This window comes from Kluyvera sp. CHPC 1.251 (assembly GCF_036759945.1).
GTDB lineage: Bacteria > Pseudomonadota > Gammaproteobacteria > Enterobacterales > Enterobacteriaceae > Kluyvera > Kluyvera sichuanensis.
On record NZ_JAPKIC010000003.1, the window covers coordinates 63,944 to 79,318 of the forward strand.

Genomic DNA, 15,375 nt, shown 5'->3' on the forward strand with positions numbered 1-15,375 from the left:
TAATAAAACAAGGGAAATGTTATGAACGAACAACAGTCGTTTGAAGTGATTAAAAACGTCGATCAGGAAGGTAGGGAGTATTGGTCTGCTCGCGATCTAGGACCCTTACTCGCTTATAAATAGTGGCTTAATTTTCAAAAGGTTATCTCAAAAGCAGCCATTGCATGCGAGGCCAGTGGTCAGCAGGTATCTGACCATTTTGTTGAGTCCAACAAAATGGTTGAAGTGGGGTCTGGTGCTAATCGACAGCTTGAAGATATCATGCTTTCCCGCTACGCCTGCTATCTGGTTGTACAAAACGGCGATCCCTCTAAACCCGTGATTGCAGCAGGGCAGACCTACTTTGCATTACAAACCCGCCGCCAGGAGCTGGAAGACGACAAAGCCTTTAAATCCCTACGGGAAGATGAGAAACGCCTTTTTCTACGCAATGAACTTAAAGAACATAACAAACATCTGGTCGAAACCGCTCATCAGGCGGGTGTTGAGACGGCACTGGATTTCGCTGTGTTCCAGAACCATGGTTACAAAGGGCTCTACGGCGGCCTTGATCAAAAGGCGATTCATGAACGCAAGGGGCTGAGAAAAAGCCAGAAAATCCTCGACCATATGGGCTCAACCGAACTTGCGGCCAATTTATTTCGCGCCACGCAAACCGAAGAAAAGCTGCGCCGTGACGACGTCAACACAAAGCAAATCGCCAATCAGACGCATTACGAAGTGGGTCAAAAGGTGCGTCAGACCATCAAGGACCTTGGCGGTACGATGCCAGAGTCACTCCCTTCCCCTGATAAAAGTATTCAGCAGTTAGAAATTGCGGCTAAGAGTAAAGACGCACCTGAATAGTGATATTTCCTCAACCGATTAATGTGCGCCGCACTACATACAAGCTCCCTTCAACTCAGACATAATCCATACTGTTAATAATGTTATACACAGGGAAAATAAGATGAGTGATATAGCATTGACGGTAAGCGTCCTGGCGCTGGTGGCGGTCGTTGGGCTGTGGATTGGCAACGTCAAAATCCGGGGCATCGGCTTTGGCATTGGCGGCGTGCTGTTCGGTGGGATTATCGTCGGCCATTTTGTCGATCAGGCGGGTATCACGCTTAGCAGCCCGATGCTGCACTTTATCCAGGAATTCGGCCTGATTCTGTTCGTCTATACCATTGGTATCCAGGTGGGGCCGGGGTTCTTCGCCTCGCTGCGCGTCTCAGGCCTGCGGCTGAATCTGTTTGCCATTCTGATTGTGGTCCTTGGCGGCCTGGTTACCACGCTGCTGCATAAAATCTTCGCGATTCCGCTCCCCGTCGTGCTGGGCATTTTTTCCGGGGCGGTGACCAATACCCCCGCGCTAGGCGCTGGGCAGCAGATACTGCGCGATCTTGGTGAGCCGTTTAGCGTCGTGGATCAGATGGGTATGAGCTACGCGATGGCCTACCCATTCGGCATCTGCGGCATTCTGCTTACCATGTGGCTGGTACGCCTGTTCTTCCGCATTAACGTCGACAAAGAGGCGCAGCGCTTCGATGAGCAGACGGGTTCCAGCCACTCCCATCTTCAGACCATCAACATCCGCGTTGAAAACCCTAACCTGAACCACATGGCGATTCAGGATGTGCCGGTGATCAACAGCGATAAAATTATCTGCTCGCGCCTCAAACGGGGTGAAACGCTGATGGTGCCGTCACCGACGACCATTATTGAGAGTGGCGATCTGCTGCATCTGGTCGGTGAACCAGCAGATCTGCGCAGCGCGCAGCTGGTGATTGGTAAAGAGGTTGAAACATCGCTTTCTACTCGAGGAACGGACCTGAAAGTGGAAAGGGTGGTAGTCACCAACGAGAAGGTACTCGGTAAGAAAATCCGCGATCTGCACTATAAACAGCGCTATGACGTGGTGATATCCCGCTTAAACCGTGCGGGGGTTGAACTGGTTGCCAGCAGCAATGCCAGCCTGCAGTTTGGCGATATCCTCAACCTTGTGGGGCGTCCGGCGGCCATTGATGCCGTGGCCTCCGATCTTGGCAACGCGCAGCAAAAATTGCAGCAGGTGCAGATGCTGCCGGTGTTTATTGGCATTGGCCTTGGCGTGCTGCTCGGCTCTATCCCGCTGTTTATTCCCGGCTTCCCGGTAGCGTTAAAGCTCGGTCTGGCGGGCGGGCCGCTGATTATGGCGCTGATCCTTGGTCGTATCGGCAGCATCGGTAAGCTCTACTGGTTTATGCCACCGAGCGCGAACCTGGCGCTGCGTGAGCTGGGGATTGTGCTGTTCCTTTCCGTGGTGGGGCTTAAATCCGGCGGGGGTTTTGTGGAAACGCTGGTACACGGTGAAGGGCTCAGCTGGATTGGCTACGGCATCCTGATTACCGGCATTCCGCTGCTGACGGTGGGGATACTGGCTCGTGTGCTGGCGAAGATGAACTATCTGACCCTGTGCGGCATGCTGGCGGGGTCAATGACCGACCCTCCGGCGCTGGCGTTTGCCAATAACCTGCATGCGACCAGCGGCGCGGCGGCGCTCTCCTACGCGACCGTCTACCCGCTGGTGATGTTCCTGCGCATCATCACGCCTCAGCTTCTGGCGGTGCTGTTCTGGGGGATGAGCTAGGGTTTTGAATGCGTCTAAGGTGGTAATCCACCTGGTATTCGCTGGCGTTACGAAACATCACTGAATAATTAAGAAACTCACCGCTGTCGCTGTAGGAAAGGGAGGTAATACGCAGCAGCGGTGTTTGCTCGGGTACGTTCATCGACTGGGCCAACTGCTTATCAGCCAGCACCGGTGCCAGGCTTTCATAGTTACCGCTTATCGTTATGCCGCACTCTTTCTCGATGTAATCAAACTTTGACCCCTCCAGGTGCACCAGCGACAAGTTACGAAAAAGCTTAACCGGCATATAGCTGTCTTCAAGCATCAGGGGCTTTCCATCAACGTAGCGTACCCTTCGGGAAAAGTAGATCCGCTCATTGATTTGAATGCGAAGCTGGCTGGCAATGGCGGGCGGAGCGGGCATCACCTCGAAAACCAGGACATGGCTTATCACCTCTTTACCCTGCTTGCGCAATATCTCGGCCAGCCCGGTCAGGTTAGAGGTTTCGTGGTGGATGTCTTTATGAGCAACATAGGTACCGCTGCCCTGCCGGCGAACCACAAGGCCCCACTCGACCAGCAGGTCGACCGCTTTTCGAATGGTCATCCGCGCAACGCCAAACTCCTGCGCTAACGCTTTCTCGCCAGGAATCGGGCTGCCAATGTTGAAATCGGATGAATTCAGCCGCAATCGCAGCCTTTCAGCAATAGATTTATAGATCATTTATAGACCTCTATTCCCTATCCCAGCAGGATTATTGAACTGCCGTTTCTTATTAAAAAGTAATCAATTACAGGTGAATAATGAGAACCCTCATCACGGCACGGAATTCAGTTATATGACATGTCTATTTTTATCTTAAAAATTAGACAACATAGCGTGAATTAAAACCATGAAAGCGATCACGAATCACACGCTCACCGCATGTTGTCTGACGGGGTAATTCCTATTCTCGTAGCAGGCCGGAAATCAACATTAATAAGGCCACTTACCCTACGAGTTGTTAAATGAGGATTGCTAAATGCTCAGTCAAATACAACGCTTTGGCGGCGCCATGTTTACCCCGGTTTTATTATTTCCGTTCGCGGGGATTGTGGTGGGTATCGCCATTATGTTGCGTAATCCGCTGTTTGTGGGTGAGGCTCTCACCGCACCCGATAGTTTATTTGCTCAGATTGTTCACATTATTGAAGAAGGCGGTTGGACGGTATTCAGAAACATGCCGCTCATTTTTGCCGTTGGTTTACCGATTGGCCTCGCTAAACAGGCGCAAGGGCGAGCCTGCCTGGCCGTGCTGGTGAGCTTCCTGACCTGGAACTACTTCATTAATGCCATGGGAATGACCTGGGGCCACTTTTTTGGCGTCGACTTCTCCGCTGACCCCGTAGCGGGAAGTGGCCTGACGATGATTGCCGGGATTAAGACGCTGGATACCAGCATCATCGGCGCTATTGTCATTTCGGGCGTCGTGACCGCCCTGCATAACCGCTATTTTGATAAACCCTTGCCGGTGTTCCTCGGTATTTTCCAGGGCTCTTCGTTTGTCGTGATTGTGGCTTTCCTTGCCATGATCCCCTGCGCGTGGTTAACGCTTTTAGGCTGGCCAAAAGTCCAGATGGGCATTGAATCGCTGCAGGCATTTTTACGCAGTGCCGGGGCCTTGGGTGTCTGGGTATATACCTTCCTTGAGCGCATTCTTATTCCTACGGGCCTTCATCACTTCGTCTATGGTCCCTTTATTTTTGGCCCGGCGGCGGTTGAAGGTGGAATTCAGGTTTATTGGGCTCAGCATCTCCAGGAGTTCAGCCAAAGCACCGAGTCGCTTAAAGCGCTGTTCCCGGAAGGCGGCTTCGCGCTGCACGGTAACTCAAAGGTGTTTGGTTCTGTCGGGATTGCACTGGCGCTTTACTACACCGCAGCGCCTGAAAACCGCATAAAAGTCGCGGGGCTGCTCATTCCTGCCACGCTGACCGCCATGCTGGTCGGGATCACGGAACCGCTGGAATTCACCTTCCTGTTTATCTCTCCGCTACTGTTCGCCATTCACGCCGTGCTGGCAGCCACCATGTCGACGGTGATGTACATGTGCGGCGTGGTGGGGAACTTTGGTGGTGGCCTTCTTGACCAGTTTATCCCACAAAACTGGATCCCGATGTTCCATAACCATGCGTCGGTGATGTTTACCCAGATAGGCATCGGCGTGTGCTTTACCGCCCTCTACTTCGTCGTCTTCCGGGCCTTAATTCTGCGCTTCAATCTGAAAACGCCGGGCCGTGAAGACAGTGAAATCAAGCTCTACAGCAAAGCCGACTATCAGGCCGCACGCGGTAAAACCTCAGCGGCTGGCACGAGTGACACGAAATCAGGCCAGGCGGCAGGCATCCTCCAGGCGCTGGGCGGGGCCGCCAATATTGAGAGCATCAATAACTGTGCGACCCGATTACGTATTGCGCTAACCGATATGGCTAAAACGCAAAGTGATGACGTATTCAAAGCGCTGGGTGCACACGGTGTGGTGCGCCGCGGAAACGGCATTCAGGTCATCGTTGGTCTGCATGTCCCACAGGTTCGCGACCAACTTGAAACCCTGATGAAAGATTCTCTACAGACCGAACAAACCACCATGACGGAGGCAGTATCATGAAAAAATTCTCAGTTGTTATCGCAGGCGGCGGCAGTACTTTTACCCCAGGTATCGTCTTGATGCTGTTGGCAAACCAGGATCGTTTTCCACTGCGAGCGCTGAAATTTTACGACAACGACGGTGCGCGTCAGGAGACGATTGCAGAAGCCTGTAAGGTTATTCTTAAAGAACAGGCGCCGGAGATTGAATTTAGCTACACCACCGATCCACAGGCCGCGTTTACCGATGTCGATTTCGTGATGGCGCATATTCGCGTAGGGAAATACCCGATGCGTGAAAAGGATGAAAAGATCCCACTGCGCCACGGTGTACTGGGTCAGGAAACCTGCGGGCCAGGCGGCATTGCATACGGCATGCGTTCCATTGGTGGCGTGCTGGAGCTGGTGGATTACATGCAAAAATACTCGCCGAATGCCTGGATGCTTAACTACTCCAACCCGGCGGCGATTGTGGCGGAAGCGACTCGTCGCCTGCGTCCGGAGGCCAAAATCCTCAATATCTGCGACATGCCTATCGGTATTGAAGGACGGATGGCGCAGATTGTCGGTCTGAAAGACCGCAAGCAGATGCGCGTTCGTTACTATGGTCTGAACCACTTTGGCTGGTGGACATCCATCGAAGACCTTCAGGGGAACGATTTGATGCCTAAATTACGCGAATATGTCGCGAAATATGGCTATGTTCCACCATCAAACGACCCACATACGGAAGCCAGCTGGAACGACACTTTCGCCAAAGCGAAAGATGTACAGGCGCTGGATCCGGACACCATGCCAAACACCTATCTGAAATATTATCTGTTCCCTGACTATGTGGTGGCGCACTCAAATCCGGAACGTACCCGCGCCAACGAAGTGATGGATCATCGTGAAAAGAACGTGTTCAGCGCATGCCGGGCGATTGTAGCCGCGGGTAAATCCTCGGCGGGCGACCTGGAAATTGACGAACATGCTTCTTACATCGTCGATCTTGCCACCGCCATTGCCTTTAACACTCAGGAAAGAATGCTGCTCATTGTGCCGAACAATGGTGCAATCCATAACTTTGATGCCGACGCGATGGTCGAAATTCCTTGCCTCGTCGGCCATAATGGCCCGGAACCGCTCACGGTGGGCGATATTCCAAACTTCCAGAAAGGGATGATGAGCCAGCAGGTTGCGGTTGAAAAACTGGTCGTCGATGCCTGGGAACATCGTTCATACCACAAACTGTGGCAGGCGATTACGCTGTCGAAAACGGTACCGAGCGCCTCCGTGGCAAAAGCGATTCTGGATGATTTGATTGAGGCCAATAAAGACTACTGGCCACCGTTAAACTAAGTATTGATTTAGCGCGTCATGCCCACAGAACGTTGTTCTGTGGGCATTTTTGTTTTCAGGTGTTGGGATGTGAGACCGCGCACACTGATGTAAAAAGCAGCGAGAGCACGTAAGCTATTGAGGTAACTTATTCACATTAGCTGGGCACAAGGAGCCGTCATGAAAATTTCCCGCGTGGGAGAAGCGCCAGACTATCGCTTCTCTCTGGCCAACGAACGTACGTTTCTGGCATGGATCCGTACCTCGCTGGGCTTCCTGGCGGCAGGCGTTGGGCTCGATCAGTTGGCCCCGGATTTTGCGACCCCGGTGATCCGCGAAGCGCTGGCGCTGATGCTGTGCCTGTTCGCGGGAGGGCTGGCGATTTATGGCTATTTGCGCTGGTTGCGTAATGAAAAAGCGATGCGCCTGAAAGAGGATCTTCCCTACACCCGTAGTCTGCTGGTGATTAGCGTCATCCTGACGCTGGTGGCGGCAGTCGTGATGGCGCTGGTGTTCTATGCCGGATAGCCGCAAAGCGCGGCGGCAGGCTGACCCAGGGCTGCAGCCAGAGCGTACGTCGCTGGCCTGGTTTCGCACGCTGCTGGGATATGGCGCTCTGATGGCGCTAGCGCTGAAGCACAACTGGCATCAGGCGGGAGGGCTGTTCTGGGTATCGATTGCCGTGCTTGCCATCGTCGCGGCGATTCTATGGCGGTACACCTATAGCCGTAACGTGATGGATATCACCCAAAGTGATTTCGCGCAGTCACGCGCGGTACGTGATAAATTTTTGATCGCCCTCGCGGTGTTATCCCTCGCAATATTGTTTGCTATCACCCACGTTCGCCAACTCATTATTTTTATCAGGGATTTGACATGACTGGATGCCAGGTGATGGCCAAACCGGCTAGCTCGCGCTGTAACCTCAACTGCCGATATTGTTTCTACATTGAAAAGCCCCAGCAAACCGTCATGGACGATGCCACGCTGACGCTTTTTATTCGTCAGCACATTGAGGCGCAGCCTGGTGCCGAGGTGATCTTTGCCTGGCAAGGGGGGGAGCCTACGCTGTGCGGGCTGGCGTTTTACCAGCGCGCGCTGGCGCTGCAAAAGCAGTACGCCAACGGCAAGCAGATCCACAACGCTTTTCAGACCAACGGCCTGTTGCTGGATGATGACTGGTGTCACTTCTTCCGCGAAAACGGCTGGTTGGTAGGTATTTCGATCGATGGTCCCGCCGATCTCCATGACGTCTACCGTACTAACCGCAGCGGAAAACCAACGCATCATAAGGTGGTGAAAGCCATCAATATGCTGGTGAAGCATCAGGTGGAGTTCAATCTGCTGGCGGTGGTCAACAATCTTAACAGCCAGCAGCCACAGCGGTTGTACCGATATCTTCGTGGGCTTGGTACCCCCTTTTTGCAGTTTATCCCGCTGGTTGAGCAGGACGAGCACGGCAGGCTTAGCGCTGAATCGGTGAAGGGAGAAGTGTGGGGTGCGTTTCTCAATGCGATCTTTGAAGTGTGGGTTCGTGAAGATATCGGGCGGGTTTACGTCCAGCTGTTTGACTCCACGCTCGGCGTCTGGAGTGGTTATCCGTCGCAGATGTGCGCATTGGGGAAAACCTGCGGGCATGCTTATGCGCTCGAGGCCAACGGTGACCTGTTTCAGTGTGACCACTTTGTCTACCCGCAATACCGGCTGGGGAATATCCACGAGCAGCCTCTGAAAGTGCTGAATGCCATGCCGGAAGCGGATGCGTTTGGCCAGCAAAAGGCGTCAGCGCTCACGCCAGAGTGCCGCCAGTGCTCGGTGCTGCGCTTCTGCCACGGTGACTGCCCAAAACACCGACTTTCTGACGGAAAAAGTGCGCTCTGCGACGGCTATCGTCGCTTCTTCACCTACAGCGAACCGCACATGAAAGCGATGCGCGATCTCCTTAAACAGCGGCGCTCACCGATGGAATTGATGGTGATGTTAAGCCAGGCTGAATAAGCTTTCTCTGTTTGCCAGACGGGTCTGCCGGATGGCAAACAGATCAAGGTCTCCGCTGCGGATTCTGGTATCACTATTTCTTCACTGTGATGACGCATCTGGAGTGTCTATGCCGCTCGTGCTGCCCCGGGAAACCCATTTTCACCATCCGCTGGAAAGCGTGGTGTTTCATTTCTGGCACCCGGAAAAAAATATCAGCCATGAACATACCCATGAATACTGCGAGCTGTTTCTGGTCGGGCACGGCAGCGGCATCCACGTCATTAATGAAAAGCCCTGGTTGCTGAGCAGCGGAACGCTCTGCTACCTGAATCGGCAGGACTATCACCTGTTTGAAGAGATGAAGGATTTACAGCAGGTGAACCTGCTCTATCTGGGGCGAGATAACTTCAACTTTATCAAACAGATCGACTATCTCCTGCCGCAGGAAGGAGAGAGCAATGTCTGGCAGGTCGACGTGGGCATTATGCAGCGGGTGTTTGACCGCCTCGCCAGCCACAACGAAGCGGAGTTCAGCGATAAGCTGCTGGCGGAAAGCCATAAAGAGATGATTTTTCTCGAAGTGTTGCACACTTTGAATCTGTGGCGCTACAAAACCCAGGATTTCCACTCCAGCGAAGATCGCATCAGCCAGGTGCTGATTCGCCTCAACGGCCAGTGGCAGCAGCCGCTTGATCTCGACGCGCTGTGCCACGAGTTTGGCCTCTCCCGGCGCACGCTCCAGCGTGGTTTCAGCGACTATACCGGCGTGTCTCCCCAGCAGTATCTTGCTCGCGTGCGGTTACTTCAATCCCACTATCAGCTGCGTTTTACTGATGATTCGGTGAACGAGATTGCGATTCGCTGCGGATTTGGCGACGTTAGCTACTTTTCTCGCGCTTTTCGTCGCCAATTTGGCGTGTCGCCAAATCAGTGCCGCTAAGCGGTCAGAGTGGGAGGTAATGCATAAAAACGAATAAAAATAACACTGTGATAATTTAAAGTAACATTTATAATTAATTGTTTTTATTGGATAAGAATTAACTTATTTCATTGAGTATATAAAAAGTACCAGCGATATAAGTCTGTTTTGTGCCGCCCTTCACTTGCCGCTTTCTACCCTACTACGCAGAATATATTTTGCCGTATTTCCGCGGAATACCACGCTTATAACGCCAGGGGAAAATGATGAAGAAGATCTTTTTATGCTGCGCAGCAGGCATGTCGACCAGTATGTTAGTTGAAAGAATGAAACAGTCTGCCGCTAGCCGCGATATTGATGTGGATATTACCGCCGTCCCGGTTTCTGAATTCGATCAGATTATCGAAGATGCCGACGTTATTTTGTTAGGCCCGCAGGTGAAATTCCAACTACAACGTTTAGCGGCCGTTGCTGAGCCACAGGGTGTGCCGGTGGCTGCCATTGATATGATGCAATATGGCTCGATGCAGGGCGATAAAGTCCTGGATCACGCGCTGTCTTTATTAGCCAAAGCACAATAAGGACAGGCCATGAAATACCATTTTCCTGATAATTTCTGGTGGGGTACCGCAACCAGCGCCACGCAATCTGAAGGCCGAATTCCCGGCGATGGCAAAGGCGACAATATCTGGGATTATGCCTCGCACCACTTTAACGAGCGCTTTTTCCAGGGCGTCACGGCGGATGATACCTCGACGTTTTATCAGCATTATCGGGAAGATATTCAGCGCGCCAAAGATATTGGCCTGAACTCGTATCGCACTTCGCTCTCCTGGTCGCGTCTGATCCCTGACGGCGACGGTGAAGTCAATCAACAGGCAGTGGCGTTTTATAACGCCGTGATTGATGAATTGCTCGCGCAGGGTATTGAGCCCTTTATTAATCTCTATCACTTCGATATGCCAATGGCGCTACAGGAAAAGGGCGGCTTTGAAAATCGCGACGTGATTGACGCTTTTGCCCGCTATGCGCGTATTTGCTATCAGCTGTTTGGCGATCGTGTCCGCTATTGGTTCACCTTTAACGAACCGTTAATTCCGGCGGAGGCGGGGTATTTACACCCTCGTCATTATCCCTATGTCACCGATTTCCGCCGTGCTGCGCAGGTGTTACACCACATCGTGCTGGCGCACTGTAAGGCGGTCGCTGCGTGGCGTGAACTGGGTCTCGCCGGGCAGATTGGCATTATTATGGACGTTATTCCGGTCTATCCACGTAGCGACTCCCCGGAAGATTTACAGGCCGCCGCCATGGCTGACCTGTTTTATACCCGCAGTATTAATGAACCTATTTTACTGGGGAAATACCCGGACGAGTTGGTGGCTATTCTGCGCGAGCATGACCAGTTGCCAGAATATTTAGCGCAAGACTGTGCGCTTATCGCCAATACGCGTATCGACCTGCTGGGGATTAACTATTACCGTCCGCGCCGGGTCAAAGCGCGTGAAACGCCATTGGCTGAGCCGCACGGTTTTGTGCCGGAACGCTTCTTTGAGGAATACATTATGCCGGGGCGCAGAATGAATACCTCACGCGGCATTGAGATTTATCCTGCGGCGCTTTACGACATCGCGATGGTGGTGAAAGAACGCTACGGCAATTTACCGTGGTTCGTTTCTGAAAACGGCATCGGTATTCAGGATGAAGAACAATTTATGGTGAACGGCCAGGTGCAGGACGATTACCGCATTGAATTCCTGAAAGAACATCTGGGATATCTCCATCAGGCCATGGCCGACGGCAGCAATTGTCTGGGCTACCACATGTGGACGTTTATTGACTGCTGGTCGTGGCAAAACGCCTATAAAAATCGCTACGGATTCTATCGCCTTGATTTAGCGACCCAGCAGCGGTCGCTGAAAAAATCCGGGCAATGGTTCTCAACGGTGATTGCCAATAACGGATTCGAGGGGGAGTAACATGTCTTACTTTGAACGGCTGGCGGAAAAAATGCTGCCGGTAGCGAATGCCATTGGCAATCAGCGCCATATGCAGGCCATTCGTAACGGCTTAATCTCTATTTTACCGCTGACCATTGTCGGATCGTTTTTCGTTATTCTGCTGAATATCCCGATTAAAGGGTACATGGATTTTATCGCGCCGTGGCGCGATATTCTGGATGTGCCTTTCCGCTTTACCGTCGGGCTAATGTCGCTGTACGCCGCGTTCACCATCGGCTCATTTTTGGGGAAAAGCTACAAGCTCAACGATATAACCAGCGGCCTGCTGGCGATGCTCGCCACGCTGCTGATGATTGTACCGGTGAATATTAAAGAGGGCGTGACCGTCGCCGGTGATGCGATTTCCGGGCGCTATATTCCGGTGGCATCACTGAGTTCGCAGGGGCTGTTTGGCGCGATCATCTCCTCGCTGATTGCCATTGAAATCTATCGCTTTATTAAAGTCCGCAATATTGAAATTAAGATGCCCGCAGGCGTGCCGCCGGTGGTTGCCAGCTCCTTCTCGGCGCTGTTCCCGACGCTGGCGGTAGTGCTGATTTTCTGGATTCCTAGACACTTTTTAAATATCGATATCAACGCCATCATCAGCTATATCATCATGCCGCTGAAGGGCTTTATGACCGGTACCAACCTGTTCGGCGGTATCGTCACGCAGTTCTTTATCGACCTGTTCTGGGTGTTTGGTATTCACGGTCACGCCGTCATGGGGCCGTTGATTCGCCCGCTGTGGGACCAGGCCATTGTGCAGAATATGGAGCTGTTCCAGGCCGGGACCAGCGCCTATGATCTGCCGAATATCTTCACCGAGCAGTTCTTCCAGTGGTACGCGCAGATGGGCGGTACGGGCTCCACGCTGGCGCTGGTGGTGTTGTTTATTCGCTCAAAAGTTATCTATCTGAAATCGCTGGGTAAGCTGTCGTTTATCCCCGGCCTGTTCAACATCAATGAGCCCATGATTTTCGGCGCGCCGATCGTGATGAATCCGATTCTGGCGGTGCCGTTTATTCTGGCGCCGATGGTCAACACGGTGGTGGTGTATCTCTTTACCATCAGCGGGCTGATTCCACGCATGATGGTGAAACCGCCGTTTACCATCCCGGCTCCGCTCGGGGCGCTTATCACCACCAACTGGAACCTGATTGCCTGTGGGCTAGTGTTTATCTGCTTCTTTATCTCGCTGGCTATCTACTACCCTTTCTTTAAGGTGTACGAGAAGAAGATGCTGGAAACGCAGCAGGCCCAGCAGGAAGAAGAGGAAAAAGCGAAGCAGTTGGCAAACGTCTGATACAGAAAGTAAGCGCGCCAGCCTCTGTCCCGGCTGGCGCGTTTTTTTAGCCCTCCACTTCTATCACTTCCAGCAGCGTGGATCCGGTTTTGGCCCCGTGTGGTACGTCGCGGAAAATGGGCAGCGCTTCCCAGCGCAGCCAGTAGCGGCTTTGCGGGCTGTAATCACTGTTCTGCGCAGCCACCAGCTGCACTTCCGCCAGCGGCGCAACGTTTTGCCGGGGTTGCCACTGCTCGGCTGGCAGCGGCGGCGTTAGCGGGCGCGTGGCGACGACGGCAAGCATCCGGTCATCAATAATCCACACCCCGCTACCGGCCCAGGTTGAGGTCCATTCCACGGCCATTTGTCCGTGGCCGATAGCGCGCGGTGCGCTGAGGGAAACATCCGGCGGAATTGAGCCGCCGCCGCTGAAGTCCCAGCGAAAATCCCACTGGCTGATCTGCGTTTTTTGCCAGCCGCCCTTGCCGTCCGGGCGTGCCAGATACGCCTGCGATAGCCCCCGATCATCATAACGATGATAAATCAGCACCGGGCGCGCCTGATTATCAAAGCCCACTTCCTGCACCATATTAATCAGCCCTCCGCCGATGTCCGCGTCGTCGACAATCTCGCCCTGATGGCGGGCAATGGGCAGCGTGAGCGGCGTGCCGTCTGATTTTTCCCAGCGCTGCAGGTCACGGCTGCGCACGTAAGAGAGGTTGTTATTGGTCTCGCAGTGCGGCGTTTCGCGCCACATCCATACCATGTGCCAATAGCCGTCCGGCCCCAGCAGCGGCTGGCGGGCGTAGCCGTTGCGCGCCCCTTCGCCGTTGAGCAGCGGCGTCTCCAGCAGGCGCGACCACTGCTGACGCTTGGCGTCGAAAATGTTGTACAGGTCATCGCCGTTGCCACTGCAGCCGTCGCGATAGCGGAAAAGCAGGCGGCCCTGCACGTCTTTAAAGAACACCGGGTAGGTGGCCCGCGCTTCACGTTCGCCGGTCATCGCGGGAACGCACTCCAGAGTGGTGACGTCGAGCGGTGTGCGGCTGCGGAAGTAAATGAGTGGATCAACGTGCATATTGCCGGAAAGATGCAGGTATCCGGCGCTATCTACCGCCATCGTCAGATAATTGTGCGAATCAAACTCGGTGATATGCGAGTCGCGTTCGCGCTCTGGCAGCCAGAGCCCCTGTGGCTGAAAGGTCTGCCACGGGCCGTCGGGCAGCTCGCGCTGGCCCACGGTGATGCGGTGTTCTGCATCATACCAGGCGGCGAACTGGTGGTTGTCGTGATTAATCAGGCAGTAAAGCACGGTGAAATCTGCGCAGGCGTGGGCCACGGGCGCAACAACGATATCGGTCATCAGACGGTCTCCGGACGAGCAACAAAAGATTTTTTACGACGCAGGAAGAAGGCGGCCAGCACCAGCGCGCCGATCGGATGCAGCGTTGCGCCAGCGTATATCGGCATCGAGTAGCCAAAGTGGTCGATGATGGTGCCGACAAAGCCGTTAAAGATAATGGAGGTCACGCCGCCCAGCGCGCTCATCACGCCGATAGCGGTAGCGATGGCCACACGTGGAGCCAGCCCGCCCATCATGATGGTGGCCATACTGAGCCAGGCGGTGCACATAAAGTTAATCACTGTCATGATAGCCACCGCCGCGTAAGCGTTGCTGATGGACGGCAGCAGAAACACCAGCGGTGCCAGGCAGGTGACTGACCAGATAATGGTTAAGCGAGCGCGGGTGGCGTCCATGCCGCGTGCCACCAGGCGGTCTGAAGCCCAGCAGACCGCCAATACGCCAAAGACGGCAACCAGCGGCGGCAGCCACATCAGCTTGCCAACTTCTGCCAGCGTCAGGCCGATTTTTTCCTGCATAAAGCCAACCTGCCAGTACTGATAGAAGAACCAGAACGGGTCGGTGAGCAGGCGAGCAATCAGCAGCGCCCAGATAGGTTTGGAAGTCAGCACCATCTTGTAGCGTTCAACCAGCGGCACGCTGACGGCGCTAACCTGCACCGTGTCGTCGGCGGCAGGCGGCGTTTTACGGCTGGAGAGATACCACATCACCCCGACCACAACCCCTGCCATTGCTGGGATAAAGAACGCCCAGCGCCAGCCGGTAGAAAGGGTCACCCAGGCCACAAACGGTGGCGCGAGGATCAGCCCCAGCGACTGAATAATATTGGTGAGCTGGAAGGCAAAGGCGCGCTGTTCGGCGCGAAACCAGGTAAAGACCGCCAGCGTTAGCGCCGGCACAATCCCGGACTCCGCCAGCCCCAGCATGACGCGCCCGACGATAAGCCCGGTCATCGAATGCGACAGGCCGGTGATCAGCGTGGCAATCGACATCAATACCATCAGCGCGCACAGCACATAGCGGCTGCCGAAGCGGTCGACGATGCCGCCGACGAAGAAATACATGAAGGTGTAGGGGATCATAAAGGCGCTGATCAGCACCGAGTAATCGCTGTTATCCAGCCCCAGTTCCTGCATCAGCGTGGTTTTGAGGATAGAAACAATTTGCCGGTCGAGCGAAAAGAAAAACAGCACGCAGCCGAGAAGCAGAAGCAGTACCCAGATGAGCAGGGTAAAACCGCCGCGGCCGACCGATTTTTCAGCCTGTTGCATTGTGTTCTCCGGTTTATCGTA

At 53.9% G+C, this 15,375-nt stretch carries 13 protein-coding genes and 1 pseudogene; 11 read left to right on the top strand and 3 right to left on the bottom strand.

All coding sequences use genetic code 11. The features are described 5' to 3' along the window. Positions 1-21: 21 nt before the first annotated feature. Together dinD and V6940_RS07115 are read left to right on the top strand one after the other, a co-directional pair. Positions 22-846: pseudogene (dinD, locus tag V6940_RS07110) on the top strand (DNA damage-inducible protein D). 103 nt (positions 847-949) lie between these two features. Then, positions 950-2,611, top strand: coding sequence for a putative transporter (locus V6940_RS07115; RefSeq protein WP_333495359.1), 1,662 nt, complete (start codon positions 950-952; stop codon positions 2,609-2,611). Here V6940_RS07115 and V6940_RS07120 read toward each other — a convergent pair. Then, positions 2,568-3,317 carry a GntR family transcriptional regulator gene (locus V6940_RS07120; RefSeq protein ID WP_333495360.1) on the bottom strand — a complete coding sequence of 250 codons (750 nt, stop codon included), beginning with the start codon at positions 3,315-3,317 and terminating at the stop codon, positions 2,568-2,570. The two genes, V6940_RS07115 and V6940_RS07120, sit on opposite strands and share 44 nt — an antisense overlap. Positions 3,318-3,615: 298 nt before the next feature. Here V6940_RS07120 and V6940_RS07125 point away from each other — a divergent pair, with 298 nt between their 5' ends. From V6940_RS07125 to V6940_RS07165, 9 genes are all read left to right on the top strand, one after another. Then, positions 3,616-5,238, top strand: coding sequence for an alpha-glucoside-specific PTS transporter subunit IIBC (locus V6940_RS07125; RefSeq protein WP_333495361.1), 1,623 nt, complete (start codon positions 3,616-3,618; stop codon positions 5,236-5,238). Further along, positions 5,235-6,557 (top strand): 6-phospho-alpha-glucosidase, encoded by a 1,323-nt coding sequence (locus V6940_RS07130; protein ID WP_220440781.1) that lies wholly within the window; start codon positions 5,235-5,237, stop codon positions 6,555-6,557. Before V6940_RS07125 ends, V6940_RS07130 begins: the two co-directional genes overlap by 4 nt. A gap of 159 nt (positions 6,558-6,716) precedes the next feature. Beyond that, positions 6,717-7,064 carry a YidH family protein gene (locus tag V6940_RS07135; protein WP_333495362.1) on the top strand — a complete coding sequence of 116 codons (348 nt, stop codon included), beginning with the start codon at positions 6,717-6,719 and terminating at the stop codon, positions 7,062-7,064. Further along, positions 7,054-7,416, top strand: a complete 363-nt coding sequence (locus V6940_RS07140) for a DUF202 domain-containing protein (RefSeq protein WP_333495363.1) — start codon at positions 7,054-7,056, stop codon at positions 7,414-7,416. The genes V6940_RS07135 and V6940_RS07140 overlap by 11 nt, the downstream gene beginning before the upstream one ends. Beyond that, positions 7,413-8,534, top strand: coding sequence for an anaerobic sulfatase maturase (locus V6940_RS07145; RefSeq protein WP_333495364.1), 1,122 nt, complete (start codon positions 7,413-7,415; stop codon positions 8,532-8,534). Before V6940_RS07140 ends, V6940_RS07145 begins: the two co-directional genes overlap by 4 nt. A 109-nt stretch (positions 8,535-8,643) precedes the next feature. Next, the gene (locus V6940_RS07150) at positions 8,644-9,456 is read left to right on the top strand and encodes a helix-turn-helix domain-containing protein (protein ID WP_333495365.1); all 813 of its coding nucleotides are present in this window, start codon (positions 8,644-8,646) and stop codon (positions 9,454-9,456) included. Between the two features lie 245 nt (positions 9,457-9,701). Next, positions 9,702-10,016 (top strand): PTS sugar transporter subunit IIB, encoded by a 315-nt coding sequence (locus V6940_RS07155; RefSeq protein WP_333495366.1) that lies wholly within the window; start codon positions 9,702-9,704, stop codon positions 10,014-10,016. Between the two features lie 9 nt (positions 10,017-10,025). Then, complete coding sequence (locus tag V6940_RS07160) at positions 10,026-11,414, top strand: glycoside hydrolase family 1 protein (protein WP_333495367.1); 1,389 nt, start codon at positions 10,026-10,028, stop codon at positions 11,412-11,414. A 1-nt stretch (position 11,415) separates the two neighbouring features. Next, on the top strand, positions 11,416-12,741 hold the full coding sequence (locus tag V6940_RS07165; RefSeq protein ID WP_333495368.1) for a PTS sugar transporter subunit IIC: 1,326 nt from the start codon (positions 11,416-11,418) through the stop codon (positions 12,739-12,741). 46 nt (positions 12,742-12,787) lie between these two features. Here the strand turns inward: V6940_RS07165 and V6940_RS07170 are convergent, their stop codons facing one another. Together V6940_RS07170 and V6940_RS07175 are read right to left on the bottom strand one after the other, a co-directional pair. Further along, on the bottom strand, positions 12,788-14,083 hold the full coding sequence (locus V6940_RS07170) for a BNR repeat-containing protein (protein ID WP_333495369.1): 1,296 nt from the start codon (positions 14,081-14,083) through the stop codon (positions 12,788-12,790). Next, positions 14,083-15,354, bottom strand: coding sequence for an MFS transporter (locus V6940_RS07175; RefSeq protein WP_333495370.1), 1,272 nt, complete (start codon positions 15,352-15,354; stop codon positions 14,083-14,085). Before V6940_RS07175 ends, V6940_RS07170 begins: the two co-directional genes overlap by 1 nt. Positions 15,355-15,375: the final 21 nt, after the last annotated feature.

Excerpts from the sequence above, each read along its gene's own strand:
- V6940_RS07115 (WP_333495359.1), top strand. The coding sequence starts at position 950 with ATGAGTGATATAGCATTGACGGTAAGCGTCCTGGCGCTGGTGGCGGTC.
- V6940_RS07120 (WP_333495360.1), bottom strand. The coding sequence starts at position 3,317 with ATGATCTATAAATCTATTGCTGAAAGGCTGCGATTGCGGCTGAATTCA.
- V6940_RS07125 (WP_333495361.1), top strand. The coding sequence starts at position 3,616 with ATGCTCAGTCAAATACAACGCTTTGGCGGCGCCATGTTTACCCCGGTT.
- V6940_RS07130 (WP_220440781.1), top strand. The coding sequence starts at position 5,235 with ATGAAAAAATTCTCAGTTGTTATCGCAGGCGGCGGCAGTACTTTTACC.
- V6940_RS07135 (WP_333495362.1), top strand. The coding sequence starts at position 6,717 with ATGAAAATTTCCCGCGTGGGAGAAGCGCCAGACTATCGCTTCTCTCTG.
- V6940_RS07140 (WP_333495363.1), top strand. The coding sequence starts at position 7,054 with ATGCCGGATAGCCGCAAAGCGCGGCGGCAGGCTGACCCAGGGCTGCAG.
- V6940_RS07145 (WP_333495364.1), top strand. The coding sequence starts at position 7,413 with ATGACTGGATGCCAGGTGATGGCCAAACCGGCTAGCTCGCGCTGTAAC.
- V6940_RS07150 (WP_333495365.1), top strand. The coding sequence starts at position 8,644 with ATGCCGCTCGTGCTGCCCCGGGAAACCCATTTTCACCATCCGCTGGAA.
- V6940_RS07155 (WP_333495366.1), top strand. The coding sequence starts at position 9,702 with ATGAAGAAGATCTTTTTATGCTGCGCAGCAGGCATGTCGACCAGTATG.
- V6940_RS07160 (WP_333495367.1), top strand. The coding sequence starts at position 10,026 with ATGAAATACCATTTTCCTGATAATTTCTGGTGGGGTACCGCAACCAGC.
- V6940_RS07165 (WP_333495368.1), top strand. The coding sequence starts at position 11,416 with ATGTCTTACTTTGAACGGCTGGCGGAAAAAATGCTGCCGGTAGCGAAT.
- V6940_RS07170 (WP_333495369.1), bottom strand. The coding sequence starts at position 14,083 with ATGACCGATATCGTTGTTGCGCCCGTGGCCCACGCCTGCGCAGATTTC.
- V6940_RS07175 (WP_333495370.1), bottom strand. The coding sequence starts at position 15,354 with ATGCAACAGGCTGAAAAATCGGTCGGCCGCGGCGGTTTTACCCTGCTC.